The sequence below is a fragment of the Streptomyces sp. A18 genome, assembly GCF_059026065.1.
This window is the reverse complement of sequence record NZ_JBWLKL010000039.1, coordinates 1-24022: the sequence shown is the minus strand read 5'-3', so window position 1 is coordinate 24022 and position 24022 is coordinate 1. Positions and strand designations below refer to the sequence as shown.

Below are 24022 nucleotides of genomic sequence, written 5' to 3'. Positions count from 1 at the left end.
GCGGCGGCAAGGCGAGGGCAGCCCGCGAGCTATGCGCAACGACACGACACCACGACTCCAGCCTTCAGCAGACACTTCTCTTCCTCGTCATCCTGAGACCGGTGTTCTTGTTGTGGCCGTAGCCCCTTCATAAAGGCACGAATCGCCGTCTCGTACGGTTCGTACGCGAAGGCGCCGCCGGGCGGCCGAAGCGAGATCAAGTCATGTGCCACAACGAAAAGCGACAGCAACAGCCGGTTCACATCTGAGAACGAAACGTCAGAGTACGCAGCCCTCTATTGCTCAGGCTTTCCGGCTTATCAATCCGCTTTCCCAAGTCCTCGACATTCGCGATAGGTAGCTCTCGCGCCAAGCGACCGGTAGCGACAGAGCAACCGGCCGCCGGAGTCGGTCAGTCCGCGAGTGGGCCACCGAGAAGGTCAAGAACTGGGCCGCCCACGATGCCGAGTGCCACTGAGGCCGTGGCGGCGGCGTATGCAAGCCGTGCAGCGGACGGCACCACAACCTCCACGTCCGCACACGGGGCGGAAACCGCCGGGTAGATCCACCGCAGGTAGTAGAAGAGGGAAGCGACGGTGTTCACGGCCGCCACGATCGCCAGCCAGGCGTAACCGCCGTCGACTACCGCCGTGAAGACCTCAAGTTTGCCCAGAAACACGGCAGTTGGCGGCGTCCCGAGCAGGCCGAGAAGGCAGACGACGAGGCTGAGGGCCAGGGCGGGTCGGGCCCGGAGCAGCCCTCGGTAGTCGTCGAGCGTGCGTGCCTGCGGGAGGGCGCACACCACGGCGAAGGCGCCGAGGTTGGTGAGTGCGTATGCGGCCAGGTAGTAGAGCAGCGCGGTCTGGGCCTCGGTGCTGCGGCCTGCCACCGTGATCGGCATGAGGAGGTAGCCGACCTGGCTGATCGTCGAGTACGCGAGGAGCCGTTTGACGTCGGTCTGGAAGAACGCGCCCAGGTTGCCGAGCGTCATCGACGCGGCTGCGAGTACGGCGATGAGGCCTGGCCACGGCACGTCCGCGTCGGCGAGGGGGATGGCGACGATGCGGTACAGCGCGGCCAGGGCGGCGACCTTCGGCAGCGTGGCGAGGAAGGCGGCGGCCGGTGGCGTACTGCCCTGCACCGCATCCGGCACCCAGAAGTGCCCGGGGACTCCTCCGGCCTTGAAGAGGACACCGGCGAACAGTCCCACCATGCCCGCCGCCACAAGACCGGCGGGCGCGTCGGCCAGGGATTCGCTCAGCGCGGGGTAAGGCGTGCCGCGGCCCGCGGCGAACAGAATCGTGATGCCCGCCAGCATCACCACGCCCAGCAGCGCCCCGATGACGTAGTACTTCAGGGCCGCCTCCGTGCCGGGCCCGTCCTTGCGGAATCCGGCCAGTGCGTACGAGGGGACGCTGGCCAGGAGGTAGGCGGCGGCCAGGAGCAGCAGGTCTTGAGCTCCGGCGAGCATCAGGGCGCCGAGCGCGGCGAGTTGGATGAGGACGTAGAACTCGGTCTCGCGCGCATGCGCACGGAAGAACGGCAGGGCCAGGGCGATCACGATCAGGGTCCCGCCGAGGATGACCACGCGGGCGGTGGACGTCACCGGGTCGACGGCGAACGCCCCGTCGAAGGCTGTCTTGGTCGCCCCCGCTGCTGCGACGGCTGCCGCCACGATGCCGGCCCCGCAGACCGCGATCGCCAGCGCGCCGATCAGCCACTGGCGTCGGCGCGGCAGCCAGGCGCCCAGCAGCAGGCCGAGGACGGCGGAAGCGCCGAGGAGCACTTCGGGCAGCAGGTCGAGCGGGTTCTCGTTCATCGGGCGAGCAGCTCCAGCACGCCGCGCGAGGCGGGTTCGATGACGTCGAGGACGAAGCGCGGCAGGAGCCCGAGTACGACGGCGAGCACGAGCAGCGGCACGATCGCGATGCCTTCGCGTGCGCGGATGTCGGCGAACGGCCGTGGCGTACCCGGCGCTTCGGGCAACCGCAGCGGCCCGAGGAACATCCGCTGCAAGGCGCGCAAGAGCAGGGCCGCGGTCAGGAGGATGCCGAGGACGGCGAGTCCGGTGGCCACCGGTCTGGAGCCGAGACTGCCTGCGAGGATCTGGAACTCGGCGATGAAGCCCGAGAGTCCCGGCAGCCCGAGCGAGCCGAACACCGCGACTCCTGTCAGGGCGGCGAACACCGGGGCCGTGGTCGCGATGCCGGAGTACGCGGCCATGTCGTAGGTGCGGCCTCGCTCGTAGAGCACCCCGGCCAGCAGGAACAGCGCTCCGGTCAGCAGGCCATGGCTGACCATCTGGTAGGTCGCGCCCGTCACCGCCAGGCGGCGGGCATCGTCGGCGTCCGCTCCCGATGCCGCGACGGCGCCGAGCGCGAGAAGGATGTAGCCCATGTGGTTGACCGAGGTGTAGGCGATCATGCGTTTGAACTCGGTCTGGGCGAGGGCGACCAGCGCCCCGTACAACACGGACACCAGGCCGACGACGACGAAGACGAGTGCGTACGAGCGCCACGCGTCCGGCAGGATCGGCATGGCGATGCGCAGGAACCCGTACGTCCCCATCTTCAGCAGGACCCCAGCGAGAATCGCCGAGCCTTCGGCCGGAGCCTCGGTGTGCGCGGGCGGCAGCCAGGTGTGGAAAGGGACGGTGGGCGTCTTCACGGCGAGCCCGATCCCGATCGCCAGGAGCACGAACGCGCCGTACACGGACCGCCCGGCAACCGGGTTCTGCTCAGTGAGCTCGACCATGTCGAAGGTGTGCGGATCGGCCGCGAGATAGAGGCCGATGAATCCGAGCAGCAGGGCGAGTGATCCGAGGAACGTGTAGAGGAAGAACTTCAGCGCGGCGCGGGCGGCCCTCGCGTGGCCCCAGCCCGCGATGATGAAGTACATCGCCACGATCGACAGGTCGAAGAAGACGAAGAAGAGAATCAGGTCGAGCGCGGCGAACAGGCCCAGGCACGTGGTCTCGAGGAAGAGGAAGAGCGCCGCGAACTCGCGGACCCGGCGCGTCTCGCGCAGCGCGTACACCGAGCAGGCCAGGAACAGCACCCCGGTGAGGGCGAGCAGCGGCAGCGAAAGGCCGTCGACCCCGATGTGGTAGCCGATGCCCGCGCTGGGGATCCAGCGGGCGTTGGTCTCGTACTGGATGCCGCCACCGTCGTCGTACCCGGCCCAGACGACGACCGTCAGTGCGAGTACGACGGCAGAGACGACCACCCACACAGCGAGAAGCGCCGTGCGTGGTGTGCTGCGCGGCAGGCACAACAGCAAGGCGGCCGCGGCGGCGGGGAGCATAACGAGAGCCGTGAGCACGGCGGTCACCTCACGAGGACGACGACGACGGCGAGGACGGTGAAGGCCGCGACGGTCTGGGCGAGGTACTGGTGCAGCTGCCCGGTCTGTGGGCGTCGCGCGAGTCGCCCCAGTTCACGGCTCGTGGCGGCGACGCCTTCGACGGCTCCGTCGACGGTCGCCTCCGCTCGGCGGTTCATGACGTCGGCCAAGCGCACCGCGCAGCGTGCCAGTCCCTCGATGCCGCGGTCCAGGACCCGGTCGTCGAAGGCCGCGAGCGCGCCTGCGAGACGTAGGACGGGACGTACGAGCAGGACGTGCACGGCACGTTCGAGCCCCAGCCATCCTGCGGTCCAGCGAGTGGCCGATGTCGGCGCCGAAGCACTCCGGGCCCCCCACGCCCAGACCGCTCCGGCGGTGAGCAGGGCAAGGGCCCCACTCAGGATGAACTCCCAGGCGTGGGGGGTGGGTTCACCGCTGGCGCCGAGCGTGCGCGTCACGCGTTCACGCAGGGGAGGCAGGACGAGCACTGCGAGCGCCACGGTCGTCAACGCCAGGGCAGTGAAGGAAACGGAGACTGCGGCGGTGAGGCGTGTGCGGGTCCGGTACGCGGCACTCGCGCGAACTGCCGGAGGCTGCCAGACGTACCAGAGGGCCTTGACGCTGTAGACCGCCGAGACGACCGCGGCCGCCAATCCCGACACGTACAGCCCAGGGCTGTGTTCCAGGGCCGCTGCGAGCAGTACGTCCTTCGCTGCCCAGAGCGAGAGCGGCGGCACCCCGGCGAGGCCGAGGGCGGCCACCGTGAAGGCGATCCCGGCAGCCGGATACCGGCGGGCGGCGCCGCGCAGTTCCGGCAGGTTCTTGCTGCCCCACCAGGTCAGCCAGAACCCGGCGACGAGGAACGCGAAGCTCTTGGCCGCTGCGTGGGCGATGAGTTGCAGTGTGCCGCCGTCCGTCGACCCGACGCCCGCCGCGAGCACCATGAAGCCGATCTGCGCACAACTGGAGGCGGCGAGCAGCTGCTTGAGGTCGGTCTGCGCGGCGGCGACGCAGCCGAGCGCGAGCGCAGTGACCGCTCCCGTCCACGCCACCGTGTCATCTCCCCAGCCGGATGCTGCGAGCACGGGTTGCAGCCTGATCAGCAGGTACGCCCCGGCGATCACCATCGTGGCCGAGTGCAGCAGCGCCGAGACGGGGCTGGGCCCCTGCATCGCTTTGGACAACCAGAAACTGAAGGGTAGTTGGGCCGACTTGCCGAGCGCCGCGAGCACGACACCCGCGGTCACCAGGTGCAGCCAGGAGCCCGAGTTGCGGTCCAGCTCGTCGAGCGCCAGGGAGTGACCGCCGGCGAGCGCCGCCCCTGCGGCAAGGTAGAGGCCGAGGTCGGCGGCGCGGGTGGTCAGGAACGCGGTGCCTGCGGCGTCCACGCGTTCCGGGTCGCGCCACCAGTAGCCGATCAGAGCCCAGGAGGTGGCGCCCATGACTTCCCAGCCCATCAGCAGGGCGGGCAGGGTGGTCGCGGTGACGGTCACCAGCATCGCCCCGCTGAACAGCAGCATCAGACCGAAGAACCGGCCTCGCGCCTCCCCGGGACCGATGTCGGAGATGCTGAACACCAGAACCAAGGCCGTCACTGCCGTCACCGTGACGACCATCAGCCCCGAAAGCCCGTCCACCGCGATCCCGAACAGCAGGCGCTCCAGGAGCGGCGCCGAGGCGGAGGGGTGGCGGAAGGAAGCGTCGACGGCCAGCCCGGCATCAATGAGGGCGACCGCGACTGCAACGCCCGGCGCGTACCGGTCGCCGCGCCTGCCCACGAGTGCCAGCACCGTGCCCGCAATCAGAGGCACCGCGATCAGCGCCCAGAGCAGCGCGCTCACTCCTTCAACTCCGCCGCCTCGTCGGTCATGTCGACTTCCCGTGCCCGGAACAACGCGGTGACGACGGCGAAACCGATGGCCATCTCCACCGCCATGACCGTGACGGCGAGGACGATCAGCACCTGCCCGTCCGTGGCGGCGGGTGCGATGTAGTGCCAGATGGCAGCGGCCGCGAGGATGATCCCGCCGATCATCAGCTCAAGCCCCATCATCAGCATCACGATGGACTGCTGGGTGAGCGCGCCGAACAGCCCGATGCTGAAGAGCGCGGCGGCCAGCAGCAGGAACAGTTCCAGGTTCATCTCCCGCCCCCTCCTGCCGCCGGGTCATCGGGCGTACGAGCCCGGAGGTCGTCGCCGAATCTGTCGTAGCGGCCCCGGCGGGTGGACAACACGACGGTGGCGACGATGGTGGTGAACAAGGCGAAGCCGAGCGTCATCATCGTGAGCATGTGCGGTCCCATCAGGGACATGCCGAGCGCCATCGTCGGGTCGTCGTCCGGCTTGCCACTCCGCTTCGGCCACGGTGCGGCCAGAACGCCCGCGGCGAGCAACAGGAAGACGACCGTGCAAAGGGCGGCCGCGCCCTTCTTGTTGTGCAGCATGGACATCGGCATCAGACCGGCCGGGTTCATCATGTACATCACCATGAAGACGGCCATGATGGCCATCTCGATGGTCATCATCAGCACGATGACCACGCCCAGGTAGTCGAGCCCCAGCTGGATCACCAGGCCGCCCACGCAGAGCAGTGAGAGCAGCAGCGCGTACGTCGCCCTGGCCATCGAGTCGAAGCGAAACACCATGACTCCGGCGGCCACCGCGAGCACGGCGAGCGTCCAGAAGACGACGTCATCCAGCATCTGCGCGGCCCCCTCTACCGGTTGAGTACGACGACGGCGACGAACAGGGCCTGGATCAGCGTGAGCGGGACGAGCACCATCCACGCGAACTCCATGTACCGCTCCATACGCAGCGTCGGCAGCAGCCGCCTGCCTGCGACGAGCACCGCGAGCACGGCGGCCGTCTTGATCAGCGTCCAGGCCCAGGGCGCCAGCAACGGCCCCTGCCCTCCTCCCAGGAACAGCGGCACGCTGAACGCCGCGGTCACCACGAGCAACAGCCACCGGCCGCCGAGGAGCACAAGCCGGTCCACACCGCTGTACTCGGCCGCCGCACCGCCCGCCACGTCGCGCCCAAGCGGGTGATCGAACGGCCCCCGGAACGACATGGCCAGCGCGCTGAGCAGGTACACCAAGAACGCCGCGGGCATCCACACCACGAACCACAAGCCCTCTTGGGCCTGCACGACTTCACCGACGCGCAACGACTCGGCGCCGAGCGCGGCGGTGGTCAGGGCGAACATGTGCGGCAGTTCGTACGCGAGTCCCTGCGCCAGGAAGCGGTAGCCCCCGATGAGCGAGAGCGCCGAGTTCGGCCCCCACCCCGCGAGCCAAACCGCGGCCCAGGCCAACGCCTCCATCGCGTTGAACCACACGATGCCGACGACCGGATCGGTGACCGCGCGAAAACCCCAGGGCACAACGGCCGCCGCCAGCACGGCGGCGACCGGCACAAGCGCGATCCCGACACGGCCGAGCATTACATCGTCCGTATGTGTACGACGTTGCTGCTGACCCACCAGCCGCAGCACCTCGCGCACCGGCGCTGTGGCCGCCTTGACCGCACCGCTCCGTCCACGTTCGGCGCTCGCGGACAGCACGGCATCGAACCCGGCGGCCACGAGGGCAGCGACAACGAGCGCGAAGGGCAGGAGCACGGCCGCCCAGAGCGGGGCGGTGTCCACCGCCTCAGCCATGGGTCGCCCCGACCAGCTCGTCAAGATCGGGATCGAGGCTGGCGACGATCAGCCGGGCGCAGGCGAACTCGGCGCCGTGCAGCAGCTCGGGCAGGGCGGCGAGCAGGGGTCCAGACGGCGCCGACCGGCCGCCGCAGCGGCCACGCGGTCCGTTCACGTCGCTGGCCTGGAGGGCTGTTCGCTCCTCCAGACGGGGGACGCTGTGCTCGATCTGCTCCAGCCACACGCACACGCGGGCATGCACGTCTCCGTCCGCGAGGAGCGCGGGCCCACTGATCCCCAACTCCGTTGCGCGGTCGGCACGAAGTACGCCGATACGCGTGGTCAGCAGCCGCAGCGTCCTCGAACCGCCGACGCGTCGGACCATGCGGCGCACGTCCCCGTGCAGCTCCTCCCCACTGGCTCCGGCCAGCGCCGCATCGCGCAGGCGACGGGCCCTTGCCGCGGTGTCCGGCCATCCGGTGACCGCGAGAAATCTGCCGAGGCTGTCCAGGTGCGCGGCACAGCGCCGCCGTTCGGCCGCGCCACGGGTGATGGGCTCCCCGCGCGAGGCGCGCAGCCATGGCTCGTTCCAGAACGAGTGCGGATACTGGGCTGGGGAGGAACCGGTCGGCTCACGCACCTCGGCGTGCTGGATCACGTCCCCCTGCATCGCGACATCGACGATCAGCCCTGGGGGCCAGTCGGGCAGTGCGGGCCCGAGCGGGAGGTGAAGCTGGTCGAGCCTCAACCCATCACGGTCATCTGCCCGTTCGGCCATCGGTAGACCCGCGACTTCGCCACCGTGGTGGTGCGCCCCGTGGGCGTCGTTGCCCCCGTGTCCTGAGTGATCGTCATGGGCCGCGTGATCCTCGTGGCCCATCGGGCCTTCGGGATCGCCGTGCGACGCGTGGTCGTTGTGTTGGTCGCCGGCATCATGCCCCGCGTGCGCGTCCTGGTGCCGGTGAGCCGACTGGTCGCTCAGCTGAATTCCGGTGCCCTGATCCGCGCCAGGCCCAGTGCTCTCTTCCCCAGACGCCAGCACGTGCCCCACCGTGTCCAAGGCTCGCCCAATCTCGTCGGCGCTCACCACAGTTGCGTACGCCTTGGGTTCCGGCACTGCGCTCCACAGCTCGCCCAGCCACTCGGCATGTCCGTCGTCGGGCTCACCGGCGACGACCAAGGCGGCAGCGGCAGCCGGGCTCGCAGCCAACAGCCAGTGGCGTTGCCGCAGTTCAGCCTCGACGGCCACTCGTTCGAGGGTCGCGCCCGGCAATGTGACCAGCAGGACTGGAGGGCGTCCAGCGACGGCCCGGCGTAGCGCCCTCCTCACATCCACTTCAGCGCGCCTTCACGCCAGGCGTAGGCCACGGCAGCGAAGAGGATGCCCAGAAAGAGGAACATCTCGATGACCGCTGGTGCACCCATCTCGCTCACCACTCTGACCCAGGGGTACATGAAGAGCATTTCCATGTCGAACGCCAGGAAGAGCATGGTGACCGGGTACCAGCGGACATGGAACCGGGAGACAGCGTGCTCACGCGGCTTCAATCCCCCGGCGAATGGATCGGCATGCAAGGGATCGCGCCGGGCAGCCAGAAGCGCGCCCAGCCCGTAGAGCACGGCGACCCCCGCCGCCGTCACCCCCAGCAGTACCAGCACCGGCTCCCAGACGCTCACCTCGGTCATCATGCCCGCTAACCTCCTTCACACCTAGAAGGCACGCAGCCGAGTTGCCTCCACGGTTTCAAGCCCCCGCCAACCACCTGCCTTTGTGGCGAGTAATCAATTGAGAGAGCCCCAGCGATACCTCAGTCGACACCTCCAGGGCCGACCCCCGGGCGTGACTCCCTCACTACTAACTTCCATGGCGGCTCCGTCGGACTCGGGGCGTGCACGCCCCGTTTGACGCGGCAGCAGCCGCTCTGCCCGCGCCCGCCCACCCGATCTCAGCGAACCACCGAGCACGGCGTCTGCCATGCCGTCGGCGAACGCACGCCGGACGGCGGTGTCCAGTTCAACTCCTCGACTGCCATAGATGCGCCCAGTGATCCGTTGAGCCGCGGCGAGTGCACCTCTTCGGCAGGTCACAGCCTGGCCGCTGGCCATGTGTCAGACCAATCCGCCCATGGACTGATCACCGCAGAACTTGATCCGCTTCTACGGCACTTCCCGAGGGGCCGCAGTGCCGTCGGTGCTGGCATCGACGAGCCGGGCGACCAGCCGCTCCGTCAGCTCGCGGGGATCCGGTGCGTCGGACCAGCTGGTCATCAGGAGGTGGTGGACGTTCCGACGAGGGCGAGTGCAACCGAGGCGGTTCCGTACCGTCCGCGAGGCGCCCGAGGCGCTGTTCGGCGTCCAGATAGACGGTGATCGCATCCTGGATCGCTGTGAAGGCGTTAGGCCCACTGCTGGCACCCGCCATCAACCCGTGAGGCAGGCACACACCGGCAGGGGCCGACCGCTACGTACGGTTCGCATGAATGGTCGTATCCTCACCATCGTCGGCCGTATCTACTGAGCCGTGGTTCTTCCCGAGCAGCGCGCCTATGAGGACGGCACCGAGCCCGAGAAGAACAGCAGCAACGGTGAGCGCGAGCGAGAAGCCTTCGGTCGCCGCGTGCAGGGGGTCGCCCTGTGCGGCCAGGGCGTCGCTGCGGCGCGTGGCCAGAGCGACCAGCACCGCCACCCCCACCGCGCCGCCGACTTGTTGGACGGAGCTCAGGACGGCAGAGCCGAGACCGGCGTTCTCCTCGGTGGTGCCCGTGAGCGCGACGACCGTCAGGGCGGGCAGGCTGAGTCCGCAGCCAAGGCTCGTGACGAGCATGCCGGGCAGCACTCCGGAGGCGTAGCCGTCGTCCGGTGCCACGCCGGACAGCAGCAGAAGCCCTGCCGCGCTGATCAGGACCGAGACGACGAGGGCCGGTCGTACGCCGAGCCTGATCACCGCTCGGGAGGAGAGCCACATGCCCGCGAGGATGCCTGCGCCGTACGGCAGGTAGGCGAGGCCGGCCGTGAGCGGACGGTAGCCGAGCACGGTCTGCAGGTGCACCATCAGCAGGAACGCCATCGCGTACATGGCGGCGGAGAACAACAGGGTCGCCCCGTTGGCGACGGCGCGGAACCGGAAGGACAAGAACGACAACGGCACCAGCGGCTCGGCAGTCCGCGCCTCGACCGCGAGGAAGGCGACGGCCAGGAACACCGACAGAACCAGAGACCCGAGAGTGGTGGTGTCTCCCCAGCCCGACTCTCCCGCCTTGAGTAGCCCGTAGACCAGGGACACCAGGGCGCCGGTGCCCAGTACCGCGCCAGGTACGTCGAGGCGTCCCGCGCTCTGGGCCCGGCTCTCGGGGACCAGGCGCGGGAGCAGTACGACGGCTGCGAGGGCCACCGGCAGGTTGATCAGGAAGATCCAGCGCCAGGACGCGAGGCCGGTCAGCGCACCGGAGATCACCAGGCCCATCGTGCCGCCCAGAGCCGCGATGCCGCCCCAGATGCCAAATGCCTTGGTGCGCTCCTCGGCGCCCGGGTACAGGAGTGCGATCAAAGCCAGCGCTGCCGGGCTGGCCATGGCCGCGCCCGCGCCCTGCACGAACCGCCCGGTCACGAGCTGCCACGGCTCCTGGGCGACGCCGCACACCAGGCTCGCCACACCGAACAGCGTCACGCCGCTCAGGAAGACGCGCCTGCGGCCGAGCAGGTCGGCCATGCGGCCGAACAGCAGCAACAGCCCACCGAAGGCCAGGAAGTAGGCGTTGACGACCCAAGCCAGGCCGGCGGTGCTGAAGCCCAGGTCGTTGCGCATGCTGGGGAGCGCGACGCTGACGACGTTGTCGTCCAGGACGAGCATGAACTGTACGAAGCACAGCACCACGAGTGCCGGCCCTCGACGCCCAATGGTCGTGACGGCGGAGGCAGTTGACGCCGCCGTCACGCCGGGCATCCTGTTCTCGTAGGCGGCCTGTTCGAACAGCGGCAGCGCCCATGGCGCGGATGATTGGTCGGCATGGAACGACGCTATGCACCGGCCGCGCTGGCCGCGATGCGCTACGAGGCCACGTCGTATCGCATTGGGGACATAGGCTTGGGGCATGACCTATGCCATCGCGGGGGACGTCCCGGCCGGGGTGGGCGCAATCGTCGTCGGGAACTTCCCCCTGGTGTCCGGGGAGTGGATCGTCCCGCACAGCCACCCGCGGCACCACCAGTTGGCCTGGGCGCGGCGTGGGGTGCTCGGCGTCGCTGTCGACGACGCCTACTGGATCCTGCCGCCCACCCGGGCTTTGTGGCTGCCCGCAGGCGTTGTGCACCGCACTGGCGCCACCCGGGACGCGGTGCTGTGCAGCCTCTACTTCGAACCGGACAGCTGCCGTCAGGACTGGACGGAGCCCACTCCGGTCGGTGTCGACGGACTGCTGGCCCACCTGATCGCCTACCTCAGCCGTGAGGGCCTCCCCGACGACGCGCGGCTGCGGGCCGAGGCGGTCGTGCTGGACCTCCTGCACCCCCTGCCGGCCACACCCATCGACGTACCGACCCCCACCGACAGCCGCGTACGAGCCGTGGCCGACGCACTGCTCACCCACCCCGCAGACCCCCGAAGCCTTGAAGCGCACGCACGAGCCGTCGGGGTGAGCCGACACACCCTGACCCGCCTGTTCGTCCAGGACACCGGCATGAACTTCGACCGCTGGCGCACCCATATGCGCCTGCGCGCCTCACTTCCCCTCCTCGCCGAGGGCCAGCCCGTTTCCCGAGTCGCACATACCGTGGGATACGCGACGCCGAGCGCCTTCCTCGCTGCGTTCCGGCGAACCGTGGGAACCTCCCCCGGGCGCTATCTCAGCGGCGACGCGTCGTTTGAGGCATCAGCCACGAGCACCACCGAGGGATAACCACTGCGGAGGTCCGGACCTCCGCCGCGCCCACGGCCTCTGCCCGACACCGCGGAACGAGCATGGTCGGCGTATCTCCGGAATCAGCCAGGTTCAATGCCCGTTGGCGGCATGACGGCGACGAAAGAGGACGCCTCCCACAACAGCGGTCTTCGCGGCGACAACGGCCAGCACCCCGACTCCCGCCCAGCCCGTCCACCGCCAGTCCGCCAACAGGACTCCCCCCAGGCCCAGGTGCGCGGCCACAACGACCACACCCACGGCGGTGAGACCGACGGGAACCACCCAACCTCGCCCGCGCCCCCCAGCGCCGCCTTCTGCCGAGCGAGCCGCCATTACGGACTTGCCATCGGCATCGCCGTCTGGATTCACGGCCTCCACGCTTGGCCCCCAGGCCACCTTCAGCTCATCGCGCCTGCCGATCTTTTCGAGGCGACCGGCGACCAGTTCCTGCATCCTCTGCAGGCTTTCCCCATCCGGGGATTCGATGCGCAGCAGCAGCGCGCCGGACGCGGCCGAGAGGGTCAGCCGGCCCGAGCCAAAGTGGACGGACCCCTCAGCGTCCGACCAGTCGACGTGCAGCACCTGGAGAGGTGTGCCACCGCCTCCATGAACGCGCGGCCGGTGACCCAGATATCGCCCCATCTGCTCGGCGTGTCGGCAGAGTTGAACGAGGTACCGACTCGAACGTTCGGTCTCGATGCGGGCTTCCGAGGACAGCATGGTGTTCAGCTCCTGCTGAGAGCGACGAACCAGGCCCAGACACCGCCCGGGTCAATGGTGACGTCGACGGGCTTCGCTACGAGATTCAGTTTTATCGATACACTCTGTCTATGTCAATACAGTTCGTCACCCTAAAGTCACCATGCCCAGAAGGCCGCCGGAACAAGAGAGCTGTCGTGGCACTTTTCATGGCTTGTTAGCGTCCCGTTCCGTGGGGCGCGCACAGCCACATGCCTCTCAGCGGTTAACATCACGTCATGATTACGACCTGGTCGCCTTTCGGCGTACGACGTACGGGCTCGGCGCCACGTACGTCGCGCCTCTGGTGGCTGGGCGCCCTCCTCTTCAGCGTGCTCTACGCGCACGGCATCGGAGTGGAAGGTGCGTCGGCGCACGTCTCCCCGGCGTCGGTGACCTCGTCGGTCGCCGTGGATCAAGTCCCTTACCCGGGTGGCGAACAAACTGCCGCCGAAGAACCGAGCGGTGGCAGCGTTCACGGCCACGGTCATCACGAGGACTCCTCCCACCCTGCGGACGAGTGCCTCTCCGGACAGCCCCAGGATGGTCCGTCCCTCGCTGCACCCTGCGCCTCGGGACTGGACTCGGGCTCCCAGCACGGCAGTCCGGACCTCGGGGCCGCCTTCTTTGAAGGTTCTGGGCGTGCAGCCCATGCGCCACCACCATCCCATCAGGCAGCGATCCTTCGGATCTAGAGTCGGCAGCTCCCTTCCGGCCGTCCTCTCCGCGCGACCTTCTTCCCGCCCACGCGACCGTGAGCGCACCTGTCGCCACTTGACGGCCCTCGCCTGCCACCTCACCGACCCCTGATCGTTGCCCTCCGCCTGTCCGCGCGGACTCGGGGCAGCCGTGCGGAGCCGCTGTGCTGTCATCCATCCGTCGTCATCCGTTCCACCACGCTCCGCCGTGGGCCCACCATTTCATCGCCGTCGTTTTCGCCCTGCTGTTGGCGAGCGCCCTGGCCTGCCCACACCAGCTCGCCGAAGCAGGCCACGGACACGGGCGCCCGAGCCTGGAGTCCGCCGATGCCGCCGCGGCGGCATCGGCGGATGGATCCGAGTCCCGCCACGCCTCAGGAGGAGCCCCCACCTGCACGCCCGCGGGCGACACCGAGGGCGGGCCGGCCCCGCGCGGCGCCACCGGCCCCACGCCCCGCGACTCCCTCACGAACACTGCGGACGCCGCGACGGCGATGCCTCCGGCCGGCCGGCTCCGAGAGGCCAGAGCGACCGGCACCAGCACGTCCAGAACAACGCTTCTCGCCATCTGTCGGTGGCGCATATAGGCGTCGCCTCCGCGGCCGTGGCCACACGGCCGCCGCGCATCCACACGTGGGTGCGCGTGACGAGACACGCACCCGACACACCGACACTTCGACGAGAGCGAAACCATGCACTCTCTGATCACCACCGATGTGACCCCCACGCGGTCAGCTCTATCCGGCTTGGTGGGCAACACACCGGTCCTGCACATCTCCGAGCCGCTGGCCTCGAAGGGCCGTGGCTTCTGGGCCAAGCTGGAGGGCTTCAACCCCGGCGGCATAAAGGATCGCCCCGGCCTTCACATGGTCGAACGCGCCCGCGCCCGCGGCGAGTTGCTGCCCGGCGGCCGGATCATCGAATCCACCAGCGGCACTCTCGGCCTCGGCCTGGCGCTCGCCGGGATGGTCCACGGACATCCCGTCACCCTGGTCACCGACCCCGGCCTGGAACCGTCCATGACCCGGCTGCTGACCGCTTATGGCGCCCAGGTGGACGTGGTTGCCGAGCCGCACCCGGAGGGCGGCTGGCAGCAGGCCCGGCGCGATCGCGTCAATGAACTCCTCGCCGAGCATTCCGGTTCCTGGTGCCCGGACCAGTACAACAATCCCGACAACACCACCGCGTACACCCCGCTCGCCCTCGAACTCGCCGCCCAGCTCGGCCACATCGACGTACTGGTGTGCAGCGTCGGGACCGGCGGCCACTCCGCGGGGGTGTCGCGAGTACTGCGTCAGCTGTATCCCGATCTCAGCGTCGTCGGCGTCGACACCATCGGATCGACGATCTTCGGCCAGCCCGCGCGCACGCGGCTCATGCGCGGCCTCGGCTCCAGCATCTACCCGCGCAATGTGGCGTACGAGAACATCGACGAGGTGCACTGGGTGGCTCCCGCCGAAGCCGTGTGGACCTGCCGCCAGCTCGCCTCGTCCCACTACGCGACCGGCGGCTGGAGCGTCGGCGCGGTCGCCCTGGCGGCCGGGTGGATCGCCAGGACCCGGCCCGCCGACACCCGGATCGCGGCCGTCTTCCCCGACGGACCGCAGCGCTACCTCGGCACGGTGTACGACGACGACTACTGCGCCACGCACGGCCTCCTGGACCATCCTCCGGCCGCGGAACCGGACGAGCTGTCCCGGCCCGACGACAAGGAAGTCACCTGCTGGACGCGATGCACCGACGTCGTCGACCCGCTCGCCCTGGCCAACACGACCGAGGACATCCGATGAAGGGCACGCTGCAGCAGGTCAGGACATACGAACGCAGTGTGCAATTGCTGATGGTGAATCAGTTCACCATCAATCTGGGCTTCTACATGCTGATGCCGTACCTGGCCGCGCACCTCTCGGGAGGGGTCGGCCTCGCCGGGTGGGTGGTCGGACTCGTCCTGGGCGTACGGAACTTCACACAGCAGGGCATGTTCCTCGTGGGCGGCACGCTCGCCGACCGGCTCGGGTACAAGCCGATGATCGTCGCCGGGTGTGTGCTGCGCACTGTCGGGTTCGCGACGCTCGGCCTGGTCGACTCGCTGCCCGCGCTCCTTGCCGCCTCCGCGGCGACCGGTCTGGCCGGGGCGCTGTTCAATCCGGCGGTCCGCGCCTATCTCGCGGCGGACGCAGGTGACCGCCGGGTCGAGGCCTTCGCCTTGTTCAACGTCTTCTACCAGGCCGGAATCCTGCTCGGCCCGCTGGTCGGCATGATGCTCACCTCCGTGGACTTCCGCACCACTTGCCTCGTGTCCGCAGGCATCTTCGCCCTGCTGAGCATCGTCCAGATCCGGGCGCTCCCCGCACGCCGGGCAGCCGACAAGGGCGCGGGCGAGGGCACAAAGCAGGAGAGCGTGCTGACACAGTGGCGCACCATCGTGGCCAACCGGCCGTTCCTGCTCTTCTCCGTTGCCATGATCGGCTCGTACGTCCTGTCCTTCCAGGTCTACCTCGCACTGCCACTGGAGGTAAGGCGGTTGGGAGGCGACGGAGAAGGCGGTACGGCGGCGACCGCTCTGCTGTTCGCCGTCTCCGGGCTGAGCACCATCCTCTTCCAGACGCGGGTGACAGCCTGGTGCAAGGAGCGGATGGAGCCCGGCCGTGCGCTCACGTGGGGGCTCGTCGCCATGGGGACGGCATTCGTGCCACTCCTGGTGGCGGTGCCGTTGCCCGTGCCGGACAGCGGGCCGGGGCGATGGCTCCTGGCAGCCGTGCCACCAGCGCTTTCGGCCCTCCTGCTGGCCGTGGGCACGATGATCGCGTACCCGTTTGAGATGGACACCATCGTCCGCCTCTCCGGGGACCGCCTCGTCGCCACCCACTACGGGCTCTACAACACCATCTGCGGCATCGGCATCACTCTCGGGAACCTGCTCACCGGCGCCGCGCTCGACGCGGCACGGGAAGCGGGCCTGTCGGCGCTGCCCTGGCTCGTGCTCCTCGCGCTCGGCCTCGCCTGCGCGGCGGCCCTGAACGGCCTGCACCGCACCGGACTACTGGCACCGGTCACCACCGAATCCCAGTCCGTCACCGCATAACTCGCACGGTCGCGAGGCCGAGGGACGGACGAACCCGTCCATCCCTCGGCCTCGCCATGCCCCGCACCTCAGGAGGCCCCACCATGCGCCTTTCTCCCGGCTCAACATCCCCTCTCCTACGGCCTTTTCGAGCCCTCCGTTATGACCCCCGCCTCGTCGGCGATCTCTCTTCCGTGCTCTGCCCGCCGTACGACGACATGCGGCCCGCTCACGCACGCGCTCTCCGGGTCCAGCCCCATCACATCGCACGCCTTCTCCTGGCCCGCGAACCGCTCGCGGCCCGTGGACAACTCGACCGCTGGATGGAGCGCGGCGTCCTGGCCCAGGATTCCCAGCCGGCCTTGTACCTCTACCAACAGGCCGTCGGCGAAGAGATCCTGCAACGGGGACTGATAGGAGAACTCCGCCTCACCGGACGGACGAGCACCTCCGGCGAAGGAGCCCGCACCCTGCTTCCGCACGAGGGCGTCCAACCCCACGTCGTGCGGAAACGCGCGACACTGATGTCTGGCACCGGTCTGCAGCCCGAACCGCTGCTGGTGGCCTACCGCTCCACGGACGCGACATCCCCGGCGGCTCTCGACCGGCTACTTCTACGACCGCCACTTGCCATGGCCAACGCGGGCTCAGTGACGCACACGCTCTGGGCCTGCGCCGACCCTGCGGAGCAGGAATCACTGACCGCCGGCTTGTCAGGGGCCGAACTCCTCATCGCCGATGGCCATCACCGCCACGCCGCCTGCCACGACCTGGCCAAAGGCAACGACCGGAGCCCCTGGTCAAGCAGTCTCGCGCTCCTTGTCGACTCCCGTACTCACCCACTGCGCCTGACGGCCATTCACCGTGTGATCCGGGGACTCGATCCGGACAAGGCAGCGCGGGCAGCCGAACAGGTCGCCGAGGTACGTCCGCTCCACGAAGGCCCGCGCCCTCCCTCCGCCGATGAAATCGTCATCGGCGGAGGCGGACAGGCGTGGGTGATCGCCGCCCCATGCCCCGGAGCGGTTGCCGCAGCACTCTCCCGTACCCCCGAGGGTTGGCAGCGCCTGCCCGCCGCGATCGCAGACCACCTGTTCATCTCGACTCTGTGGGCCGTGCCTGAACTGCCCGGAGCCGTGCGGTACGTGCACGATGCGGCAACGGCGCTCGATGCCGTGTCCGCGCAGGGCGATGGCACTGCCGTGCTGCTGCCCCGCATCACGGAGACGACGGTCCGCGCATGTGCCGAGTCGGGCGTGCTCCTGCCGCGCAAGGCGACCTCCTTCGGTCCCAAACCGGTCGCCGGATTGGCCATGCGCCTCGTCGGCGCCGTCTGATCCCTGGAGCGATCAGTTGGCGCCGACGTTGGCGCCGACTGATCGCTCCAGGCCACACGACCCTCGACCACCGAGCGTTCCCGGCCGTCCAAGAGCGGATCCCATGCGCCGAACCGGGAGCGGACCGTCAGACCGGGCCGCAGGACAACAGCAGCGGCAGGAGCGGCGCGGATACGGACGCGACAACGCCTCCGAACCAGGTCACCTTGTGGGGCCTGGCCTCTGGCGTCAGGATGCGGTGCAGCCGGATCAGAGCCCCGGAACCCCCCGCACCCAGCGCGGCCTGCGGCGCACGGCCCGCGGCGACCTCACACATGGCAGCGGCCAGGGCATCTCGCGAATGGAACCGAAGCGCTCGGTCGTCCGCGATCATTTCGAGCAGCAGCGCGTTCTGTTCCTGAGCGTGACCGGCGAGTGGCAGCCCGGGGAACGCCCCGGCGAAAGCCTTCGCCGCGACCTGCAGCAAGTGGTGCCGACCTTGAATATGAGCCTTCTCGTGTTCGAGCACAGCACGGAGTTGTTCGTCCGTGAGGGTCTCCAACGCGCCCCGAGTCACGACGATGCGGCGGATACGGCCCGGGAGGCAGTACACGGCGGGAACGGGATGCTCGACGACGGTGGCAGCGTAATCCGGATCCTGGACGCCGATCAGGGCAAGCGTGCGGGCATGCTCACGCCTGTCCTGTCGTGCCTTCCAGGCCGTACGCGCGAGCCAGCCAAGCGGGAGCAGCATGATGGCCAGGGGTGGCATAAGGATGCCCGCGTCCATCAGCGTCAGCGTCGAGCCTCCGGACGGCGCGTCCTCCGCAAGACCGCAGGCACTCAGGAGCCCGACCACACCGTCGTGCACATGTTGCTCGGCCAGGGCTAGGTGGTACACGGCCATCGCCGCAGCCACGACAAATGTCAGCGACAGCCCTTGCCAGGCCAGGACGGCGACCGCTGGGGCGCGATGCGGCCAACGTGCCCGGGCCAGGAAGTACGGGATCACCGCGCCCACGAGTACGGCGTAGGCGGCCAGCACCAAGGCCGTGATCACGCGCCGCTCCGCCGTCCGGCGGCCCGCAGGGCGGCACGCAACGCCTGCACCTCGTCTGCCGAGATCTGCTCCACAAAACTGATCAGCACACCGGCCGGGTCCGGGTTGTCGTCGAGGGCGTCCTGCATGCGCGCGGCGGTGTATTGCTGACGCGTACACGTCGGCGTGTACAGCCAGGCACGGCCGTCCTTCTGCCGCGTGAGCATGCCCTTGTTGTAGAGGATGTCGGCCACCGTCTTCACCGTGCTGTACGCGATCGGGCGCTTCTTGTTGAGGTCGTCGCGCACCTCACGGGCGGTGGCGGGTCGCCCCCACGACCAGAGGCGGTCCATGATCTCCGCCTCAAGCTCACCCAACTGGCGCACGCCCGCTCCCTTCGGCACCGGAGGTCGATGTCTCCGGCCGCAGTGACGGTTCATCGTAATCGTCCGCGCCTACGAGGAGCGGGGCGCCCGAGGTCACAGCACTCGGTACCGGACAAGCGTTCGCGGCCCGTAGGCGCCGGACCAATGCGTGACCGAGCAACGCGAGCGACGCCACGGCGAGCACGGGCTGCGCGGGAGCCCAGTACGACATGGCTCCGCTCATCCCCAGCGCGAGAACGACGAGCTTGTTGCAGATGGGACAGCCGACGGCGAAGGCCGAGAGGAGACCGGCGACCAGCGCCCGCGCACTGCGCGGCTTCTCCGGCACCGTCGTTCGCACGCCACCGGCGTACGTGGCGGCAAGCAAACCCATGAGGACGGAGCTGACAGCCCAGACCGGGTAGTTCCACCAGATGACGGGTGTCATGCGGGCATACAGGGACGTGGGAACGACCCCCGTAGGCACCCCGATCGCTGCCGCCGAGAGCACAGCCACGACGATGGCCGTCACCCACTGCTTCAGCCGCCACGCCCTCACGCCCACCACTCCTCCACTGCCGACAATGCCAAGCAGTTTAGTAGTACTGGGGCGGGGAGCAGCATGCGCAGGGCTTCGGTATCGTCAGTCCTGGAGGTCGTACTTGTGTCTGTGAGCCGGTGGATTCGAGGGGTCGGTGCCTGGGGGCATCTGCTGCTCGTCGTCGTGCTTGCGCTAGGTGTCTTCGTGATGCACTCGGTCGGTCACCCCTCCGACGACTCCGGTTCGGCGATGCAGCACACCGCACACACGTCCACCGCGAGCATCCACGAAGACGGCGGCATGGCCGGCTCTGCGGCTCAGCCCGCCTCGCCGACACACAGTGACCTCACGACGGCCTCGGCCGCATCGGACACAAGTGCGGACCACGGCACCAAGACGTCGTCCGATACTCGCGGCATGGCGATGGACATGACCTCCCTGTGCATGGCCGTGCTCGGCGCGTGGGTCCTCGCTCGCCTTCTCCGGGCGGCGCTCGGCCGCCGGACGGACTGGCTGGTGCGCCTGCGCGCCGGCGTCATCGCCGTGCTGCGCCCCAACCCTCCGCCTCGCAGACCACCAGACCTCGCTCAACTGTCGGTCCTGCGGACCTAGGCCGAACCGCGACCGCGGGCCCTTCGCGCTGCCCGCATCCCGGTTCAGCCACATTTCGCAGACCACAGCACAGAGCAAGAGGTTCCAGCATGAACGCCATCAAGCACGGCATCCGCCGCCCCCGAGTCCGCCGTATCGCCCTCATCAGCACCGCCGTCGCCGCAGGTCTGGCCCTCTCGGCATGCAGCAGCGACGGCGACGACATGGAAGGCATGGACCACGGGAGCGACAGCTCCGCCTCGGCGAGCGCGACCGCCGGGGACAACCCGGCGCCGGGCGCGTTCAACGACGCCGATGTGACCTTCGCGCAGATGATGATCCCGCACCACGAGCAGGCCGTGGACATGGCCAAGCTCACCGACGGCCGGGCCGCTGATGCCGAGATCAAGACCCTCTCCTCGGACATCGAGAAGGCACAGGACCCCGAGATCCAGAAGATGAAGTCCTGGCTGAAGGCCTGGGGCAAGCCCGAGTCGGCCGAGAGCATGCCCGGCATGGACCACGGCTCCGGTGACCACGGTGGCATGTCCGGGATGATGTCCGAGAAGGACATGAAGGACCTCAAGGCCGCCAAGGGCGCCGACTTCGACAATAAGTTCGCGCAGATGATGATCGACCACCACAACGGCGCGATCGAGATGGCCAAGGAAGAGCAGAAGAGCGGCAAGAACGCGACGGCGAAGAAGCTCGCCGACGACGTGGTCAAGAACCAGGCCGCCGAGGTCAAGCAGCTCGACAAGATCCTCGACCGGGTCTGACCGAGTCATCCGTTCGACTGGCTGCCGCGCCCCGTTCGACCGGGGTCGCGGCAGCCGGTCAGCCACCCCTCGCCCCTGCAGCACGGGCTCGGAGCGCCTGCGTGCGCCCGGCCCGACCGCTTCACTCACGCGATCAGGAACCCATGAAGAAGCACCGCATCGCCTTCGCCATGTCCGCCATGGCACTGGCACTCACCCTCAACGCCTGCGCCGGCGGCAACGAGGACAGCGACAGCGATCAACCCTCCGATACCGCCATCAGCCACATCCACGGCGTCGGCGTCGCCCCGCCCGGCGACAAGCTCCACGTCGCCACGCATGACGGCATCTACACGCCGGACAAGAACGGAAGCCCGCAACTCGTCGGCGACAGCAAGGACGACTTCATGGGCTTCACCGTCACCAAGGACGGCACGTTCCTGGCCAGCGGCCACCCTGCTCCAGGCCGCGACGCCCCCGGAAATCTCGGCCTCATCGCCAGTACGGATGCCGGCAAGACGTGGAAGGCCAAGTCCCTCAGCGGCGAGGCCGACTTTCACTCCCTCGAATACGCGCACGACGCCATCTACGGCTCAGACAGCACCAACGGCCTGATCCGCGTCAGCAAGGACGGCGAGAAGTGGGAGAAGCGGGGCAAGCTACAGGCCATCGACATTGCGGTCAGCCCTGAGGACGCCGAGACCGTCCTCGCGACGACCCAGTCGGGGATGACCAGGAGCACCGACGGCGGCAAAACCTTCAGTCCGGCCGCGAAGCCGGTGATGGCGTTCATCTCCTGGGCGAAGCAGGACGCCTTGTACGGCATCGACCCCGCTGGCGTACTCAATCGCAGCACTGACAGCGGCAAGACCTGGAAGAAGACGGCCACCGTGCCCGGCGGACAGCCTCAGGCACTGACCGCAGTAGATGCCAAGCACCTCCTCATCGCGACCCAGGACGGGGTCTACGAGTCAAAGGACAGCGGCAAGACCTTCATCAAGCGTCTGGCCGTCACCTCCACCGGTGGACATTGACGCGGCGGCGTCCGGCGAGGGACCACCTCTGCTCAGCTGTATCCCCCCTTGGCCTGCATACCCCCCTGGGGTATTGTCTGCCCTGAAGTTGAGACGAGAGGAGCAGAGTCATGGTGCAGGACATCTATGAGGTCAAGGGCATGACGTGCGAGCACTGCGTCAAAGCGGTGTCGTCCGAAGTCGGTGACCTCGACGGCGTCAAGAACGTGGGCGTCGACCTGGAGACCGGCCAGGTGACAGTAACCAGCGACGCGCGCCTGGACTACGACGCGGTTGCCGCGGCCGTGGACGAGGCCGGCTACGACCTGATCAACCGTCGCGAGCCGTGAGCGCCCCGATCGCGCCGCTGAGCCGGCGCTGGGAACGAGTAGGCAGTGTCGCCGCGCATCCCCTCGTGCGAGCGACGGCGGCGGCCCTGCTGCATGCCGTCGCCACGAGGATCGTCGAAGGGGGCGTGGCAACCACGGCGAGCTGCGCGTGCCCCACGAGACGTAGTTCCGCGGCCGGTTGAACATCGCCGATGCATGGGCGATCCGCCCCATGACAAAGAGGTACCACTGGGGCGGGCTACCAGGTCATCCTGGGGGCCGCAGCCCGGCCAGCGTAACCGTGACGAGACGGCGGACCGCAGCCTCCGACGGGAGATTGCTCGCCGCGGCGAGGGCATAGAGGCAGTAGTTGGCGAGTTCGCCAGTAGCCACGTCTTCACGCAGGCCGCCCTCTTGCGCAACCTCGGCCAGCAGATCACGGATCAATTGGACGAGCCGCTGTTGAGCCTGCGCTACCGGTTCCCCCTGGTGCAGGAGGGCCGCCAGCTCAGCACCGTGTCGGCCACGGCGGTATGAGATGAGGGCGTATCCCTCGAGCACGGTCTTGAGCCGCTCCCCCGACTCGCCGGTGGCATGCGCCGCTGCGGAGAGGTGCTCCAGGTGGGTGGCGATGTGGTCTTCATGCCTGGCCACGACAATCGACTCGACGTCCGGGAAGTACTTGTACAACGTCGCACGTCCGATGCCGACCTTCTCAGCGATCTGCGACATGGTCACAGACGTCAGTCCACGTTCCGCCACCAGTTCCCAAGTCGTGCGCAGGATCGCGTCGCGCACCGCGTGACGGTGCGCCTCGATCGTCTCGTTCCACAGCTTCGGCACAACCTCACGATACGTCGAGACGCGTCCCTGGCACTCAGTAGGGAGTCACGGGGCAGGGGCGATAGTGAGGCTGGAGGTGCCTTCCTCGGGAGGGGCATCGCCGTTGTCATCAATGTCCGGGGGGGATGTCCGACATCGCGCTGGGGTGAAGGTCCCTGGTGCGAATCATGAGGAACCCGATGAGGGCAGCGATGAAGCCGAGGGCTGCGCAGAGATTCATGGCGTTGTGGAAGGCTGACATGTGGGCCTCTTGCCCGGCGCTCGGTATCAAGTCGCCCGAGGAACCGCTGGATTGGGCGACTGTCTCGAGGGAGCGGTCCAGGCGGAGTCGGCTTTCGTGTTGTTGAGGAAGAGCAGGCCTGTGGCCATGATGCCGGTGGCGCCCCCGAGGAGGAAGCGGAAGGGCACCTTGCCGATGAGGCTCGGTTACGGAAGAACGAGAGGTCGAGCATGGCGCACTCGCCCATCCGCCGTTCGATGGCCAGAAACAGCACGAGGAAAATGACGCTTGCGGCGTAGCGGGTGAGAGCGAAGGCACTGGTCCAACCTTCCTCAGGGGCGCGGATCGTGGCGAAGACCAGAGCTGCGAGGGCGACACTGAAGGTGATCAGGCCGGACCAGTCGGTGGGATGAGCGCGGCGGTTCATCGATTCACGGACGCGGAACATGCCGATGACGATGGCGATGACGCCAACGGGGGACGTTGATGTAGAAGATCCATCGCCAGGACAGGGAAGTGGTCAGAGAGCCGCCGATGAGCGGACCAGTGGCGACGGCGAAGCTGACTGCGGTACGAACCTCGCCGCCCGAGCGGTGGAACTGCTGGCCGATCGGCGCGGTCGCTCGCCCGACGTTCACATCCATATC

At 68.5% G+C, this 24022-nt stretch carries 24 protein-coding genes; 9 read left to right on the top strand and 15 right to left on the bottom strand.

Going from position 1 to position 24022, the window contains the following annotated elements; all coding sequences use genetic code 11:
• Nucleotides 1-391: 391 nt before the first annotated feature.
• From AC5P1C_RS36070 to AC5P1C_RS36040, 7 genes are read right to left on the bottom strand one after another with little or no spacing between them, the layout of a single operon-like run.
• Entirely contained in the window at nucleotides 392-1798 is a 1407-nt protein-coding gene (locus AC5P1C_RS36070) for an NADH-quinone oxidoreductase subunit N (protein ID WP_493870219.1), read from the bottom strand.
• On the bottom strand, nucleotides 1795-3300 hold the full coding sequence (locus AC5P1C_RS36065; RefSeq protein WP_493870218.1) for a complex I subunit 4 family protein: 1506 nt from the start codon (nucleotides 3298-3300) through the stop codon (nucleotides 1795-1797). Before AC5P1C_RS36065 ends, AC5P1C_RS36070 begins: the two co-directional genes overlap by 4 nt.
• A gap of 5 nt (nucleotides 3301-3305) precedes the next feature.
• Complete coding sequence (locus AC5P1C_RS36060) at nucleotides 3306-5162, bottom strand: NADH-quinone oxidoreductase subunit 5 family protein (protein ID WP_493870217.1); 1857 nt, start codon at nucleotides 5160-5162, stop codon at nucleotides 3306-3308.
• Complete coding sequence (gene nuoK, locus AC5P1C_RS36055) at nucleotides 5159-5464, bottom strand: NADH-quinone oxidoreductase subunit NuoK (RefSeq protein ID WP_493870216.1); 306 nt, start codon at nucleotides 5462-5464, stop codon at nucleotides 5159-5161. The genes AC5P1C_RS36060 and nuoK overlap by 4 nt, the downstream gene beginning before the upstream one ends.
• A complete protein-coding gene (locus AC5P1C_RS36050) occupies nucleotides 5461-6024 on the bottom strand; it encodes an NADH-quinone oxidoreductase subunit J (protein WP_493870215.1) in 564 nt (187 codons plus the stop codon). Before AC5P1C_RS36050 ends, nuoK begins: the two co-directional genes overlap by 4 nt.
• 14 nt (nucleotides 6025-6038) lie before the next feature.
• The gene (locus tag AC5P1C_RS36045) at nucleotides 6039-6980 is read right to left on the bottom strand and encodes a complex I subunit 1 family protein (RefSeq protein ID WP_493870214.1); all 942 of its coding nucleotides are present in this window, start codon (nucleotides 6978-6980) and stop codon (nucleotides 6039-6041) included.
• Complete coding sequence (locus AC5P1C_RS36040) at nucleotides 6973-7710, bottom strand: hypothetical protein (protein ID WP_493870213.1); 738 nt, start codon at nucleotides 7708-7710, stop codon at nucleotides 6973-6975. The genes AC5P1C_RS36045 and AC5P1C_RS36040 overlap by 8 nt, the downstream gene beginning before the upstream one ends.
• 105 nt (nucleotides 7711-7815) lie before the next feature.
• Between AC5P1C_RS36040 and AC5P1C_RS36035 the strand changes: the two genes are divergently transcribed.
• Entirely contained in the window at nucleotides 7816-8280 is a 465-nt protein-coding gene (locus AC5P1C_RS36035) for a hypothetical protein (protein ID WP_493870212.1), read from the top strand.
• Nucleotides 8281-8288: 8 nt separating this feature from the next.
• Here AC5P1C_RS36035 and AC5P1C_RS36030 read toward each other — a convergent pair whose 3' ends face one another.
• Nucleotides 8289-8651: an NADH-quinone oxidoreductase subunit A gene (locus AC5P1C_RS36030; protein ID WP_493870211.1), complete on the bottom strand. Its 363-nt coding sequence runs from the start codon at nucleotides 8649-8651 to the stop codon at nucleotides 8289-8291.
• Nucleotides 8652-9423: 772 nt separating this feature from the next.
• Complete coding sequence (locus AC5P1C_RS36025) at nucleotides 9424-10905, bottom strand: DHA2 family efflux MFS transporter permease subunit (protein ID WP_493870210.1); 1482 nt, start codon at nucleotides 10903-10905, stop codon at nucleotides 9424-9426.
• A gap of 148 nt (nucleotides 10906-11053) precedes the next feature.
• Between AC5P1C_RS36025 and AC5P1C_RS36020 the strand changes: the two genes are divergently transcribed.
• Entirely contained in the window at nucleotides 11054-11857 is an 804-nt protein-coding gene (locus tag AC5P1C_RS36020; protein WP_493870209.1) for an AraC family transcriptional regulator, read from the top strand.
• A gap of 93 nt (nucleotides 11858-11950) precedes the next feature.
• On the opposite strand, the gene AC5P1C_RS36015 is transcribed toward AC5P1C_RS36020, so the two are convergent.
• Nucleotides 11951-12580 carry a DUF2218 domain-containing protein gene (locus AC5P1C_RS36015; RefSeq protein WP_493870208.1) on the bottom strand — a complete coding sequence of 210 codons (630 nt, stop codon included), beginning with the start codon at nucleotides 12578-12580 and terminating at the stop codon, nucleotides 11951-11953.
• Between the two features lie 1408 nt (nucleotides 12581-13988).
• On the opposite strand from AC5P1C_RS36015, the gene AC5P1C_RS36010 reads away from it, so the two are divergent.
• Genes AC5P1C_RS36010 through AC5P1C_RS36000 form a run of 3 tightly spaced genes read left to right on the top strand, consistent with a single transcriptional unit; the run spans nucleotide 13989 to nucleotide 17697 of the window.
• Complete coding sequence (locus AC5P1C_RS36010; RefSeq protein ID WP_493870207.1) at nucleotides 13989-15086, top strand: PLP-dependent cysteine synthase family protein; 1098 nt, start codon at nucleotides 13989-13991, stop codon at nucleotides 15084-15086.
• Complete coding sequence (locus AC5P1C_RS36005) at nucleotides 15083-16381, top strand: MFS transporter (RefSeq protein ID WP_493870206.1); 1299 nt, start codon at nucleotides 15083-15085, stop codon at nucleotides 16379-16381. The genes AC5P1C_RS36010 and AC5P1C_RS36005 overlap by 4 nt, the downstream gene beginning before the upstream one ends.
• Nucleotides 16382-16437: 56 nt before the next feature.
• Entirely contained in the window at nucleotides 16438-17697 is a 1260-nt protein-coding gene (locus AC5P1C_RS36000) for a DUF1015 domain-containing protein (protein WP_493870205.1), read from the top strand.
• 127 nt (nucleotides 17698-17824) lie between these two features.
• Here AC5P1C_RS36000 and AC5P1C_RS35995 read toward each other — a convergent pair whose 3' ends face one another.
• Genes AC5P1C_RS35995 through AC5P1C_RS35985 form a run of 3 tightly spaced genes read right to left on the bottom strand, consistent with a single transcriptional unit; the run spans nucleotide 17825 to nucleotide 19639 of the window.
• Nucleotides 17825-18697: a M56 family metallopeptidase gene (locus tag AC5P1C_RS35995; protein ID WP_493870204.1), complete on the bottom strand. Its 873-nt coding sequence runs from the start codon at nucleotides 18695-18697 to the stop codon at nucleotides 17825-17827.
• Between the two features lie 35 nt (nucleotides 18698-18732).
• Nucleotides 18733-19101: a BlaI/MecI/CopY family transcriptional regulator gene (locus AC5P1C_RS35990; RefSeq protein WP_493870203.1), complete on the bottom strand. Its 369-nt coding sequence runs from the start codon at nucleotides 19099-19101 to the stop codon at nucleotides 18733-18735.
• Nucleotides 19085-19639 (bottom strand): hypothetical protein, encoded by a 555-nt coding sequence (locus AC5P1C_RS35985; protein ID WP_493870202.1) that lies wholly within the window; start codon nucleotides 19637-19639, stop codon nucleotides 19085-19087. Before AC5P1C_RS35985 ends, AC5P1C_RS35990 begins: the two co-directional genes overlap by 17 nt.
• A 111-nt stretch (nucleotides 19640-19750) precedes the next feature.
• Here AC5P1C_RS35985 and AC5P1C_RS35980 point away from each other — a divergent pair, with 111 nt between their 5' ends.
• From AC5P1C_RS35980 to AC5P1C_RS35965, 4 genes are all read left to right on the top strand, one after another.
• Nucleotides 19751-20233: a DUF6153 family protein gene (locus AC5P1C_RS35980; protein WP_493870201.1), complete on the top strand. Its 483-nt coding sequence runs from the start codon at nucleotides 19751-19753 to the stop codon at nucleotides 20231-20233.
• Nucleotides 20234-20322: 89 nt separating this feature from the next.
• Nucleotides 20323-20991, top strand: a complete 669-nt coding sequence (locus AC5P1C_RS35975; protein ID WP_493870200.1) for a DUF305 domain-containing protein — start codon at nucleotides 20323-20325, stop codon at nucleotides 20989-20991.
• Between the two features lie 143 nt (nucleotides 20992-21134).
• The gene (locus AC5P1C_RS35970) at nucleotides 21135-22004 is read left to right on the top strand and encodes a F510_1955 family glycosylhydrolase (protein WP_493870199.1); all 870 of its coding nucleotides are present in this window, start codon (nucleotides 21135-21137) and stop codon (nucleotides 22002-22004) included.
• 110 nt (nucleotides 22005-22114) lie between these two features.
• Nucleotides 22115-22333 carry a copper ion binding protein gene (locus tag AC5P1C_RS35965; RefSeq protein WP_493870198.1) on the top strand — a complete coding sequence of 73 codons (219 nt, stop codon included), beginning with the start codon at nucleotides 22115-22117 and terminating at the stop codon, nucleotides 22331-22333.
• 246 nt (nucleotides 22334-22579) lie between these two features.
• Here the strand turns inward: AC5P1C_RS35965 and AC5P1C_RS35960 are convergent, their stop codons facing one another.
• Both AC5P1C_RS35960 and AC5P1C_RS35955 read right to left on the bottom strand, forming a co-directional pair.
• A complete protein-coding gene (locus tag AC5P1C_RS35960; protein WP_493870197.1) occupies nucleotides 22580-23155 on the bottom strand; it encodes a TetR/AcrR family transcriptional regulator in 576 nt (191 codons plus the stop codon).
• A gap of 651 nt (nucleotides 23156-23806) precedes the next feature.
• Nucleotides 23807-24022: hypothetical protein (locus AC5P1C_RS35955; RefSeq protein ID WP_493870196.1), on the bottom strand; the 216-nt coding region annotated here is incomplete at its 5' end.

Coding starts and splice junctions, on each gene's coding strand:
- AC5P1C_RS36070 (WP_493870219.1), bottom strand. CDS start 1,798: ATGAACGAGAACCCGCTCGACCTGCTGCCCGAAGTGCTCCTCGGCGCT.
- nuoK (WP_493870216.1), bottom strand. CDS start 5,464: ATGAACCTGGAACTGTTCCTGCTGCTGGCCGCCGCGCTCTTCAGCATC.
- AC5P1C_RS36050 (WP_493870215.1), bottom strand. CDS start 6,024: ATGCTGGATGACGTCGTCTTCTGGACGCTCGCCGTGCTCGCGGTGGCC.
- AC5P1C_RS36045 (WP_493870214.1), bottom strand. CDS start 6,980: ATGGCTGAGGCGGTGGACACCGCCCCGCTCTGGGCGGCCGTGCTCCTG.
- AC5P1C_RS36035 (WP_493870212.1), top strand. CDS start 7,816: ATGGGCCGCGTGATCCTCGTGGCCCATCGGGCCTTCGGGATCGCCGTG.
- AC5P1C_RS36030 (WP_493870211.1), bottom strand. CDS start 8,651: ATGATGACCGAGGTGAGCGTCTGGGAGCCGGTGCTGGTACTGCTGGGG.
- AC5P1C_RS36025 (WP_493870210.1), bottom strand. CDS start 10,905: ATGCCCGGCGTGACGGCGGCGTCAACTGCCTCCGCCGTCACGACCATT.
- AC5P1C_RS36020 (WP_493870209.1), top strand. CDS start 11,054: ATGACCTATGCCATCGCGGGGGACGTCCCGGCCGGGGTGGGCGCAATC.
- AC5P1C_RS36015 (WP_493870208.1), bottom strand. CDS start 12,580: ATGCTGTCCTCGGAAGCCCGCATCGAGACCGAACGTTCGAGTCGGTAC.
- AC5P1C_RS36010 (WP_493870207.1), top strand. CDS start 13,989: ATGCACTCTCTGATCACCACCGATGTGACCCCCACGCGGTCAGCTCTA.
- AC5P1C_RS36005 (WP_493870206.1), top strand. CDS start 15,083: ATGAAGGGCACGCTGCAGCAGGTCAGGACATACGAACGCAGTGTGCAA.
- AC5P1C_RS36000 (WP_493870205.1), top strand. CDS start 16,438: ATGCCCCGCACCTCAGGAGGCCCCACCATGCGCCTTTCTCCCGGCTCA.
- AC5P1C_RS35975 (WP_493870200.1), top strand. CDS start 20,323: ATGAACGCCATCAAGCACGGCATCCGCCGCCCCCGAGTCCGCCGTATC.
- AC5P1C_RS35970 (WP_493870199.1), top strand. CDS start 21,135: ATGAAGAAGCACCGCATCGCCTTCGCCATGTCCGCCATGGCACTGGCA.
- AC5P1C_RS35965 (WP_493870198.1), top strand. CDS start 22,115: ATGGTGCAGGACATCTATGAGGTCAAGGGCATGACGTGCGAGCACTGC.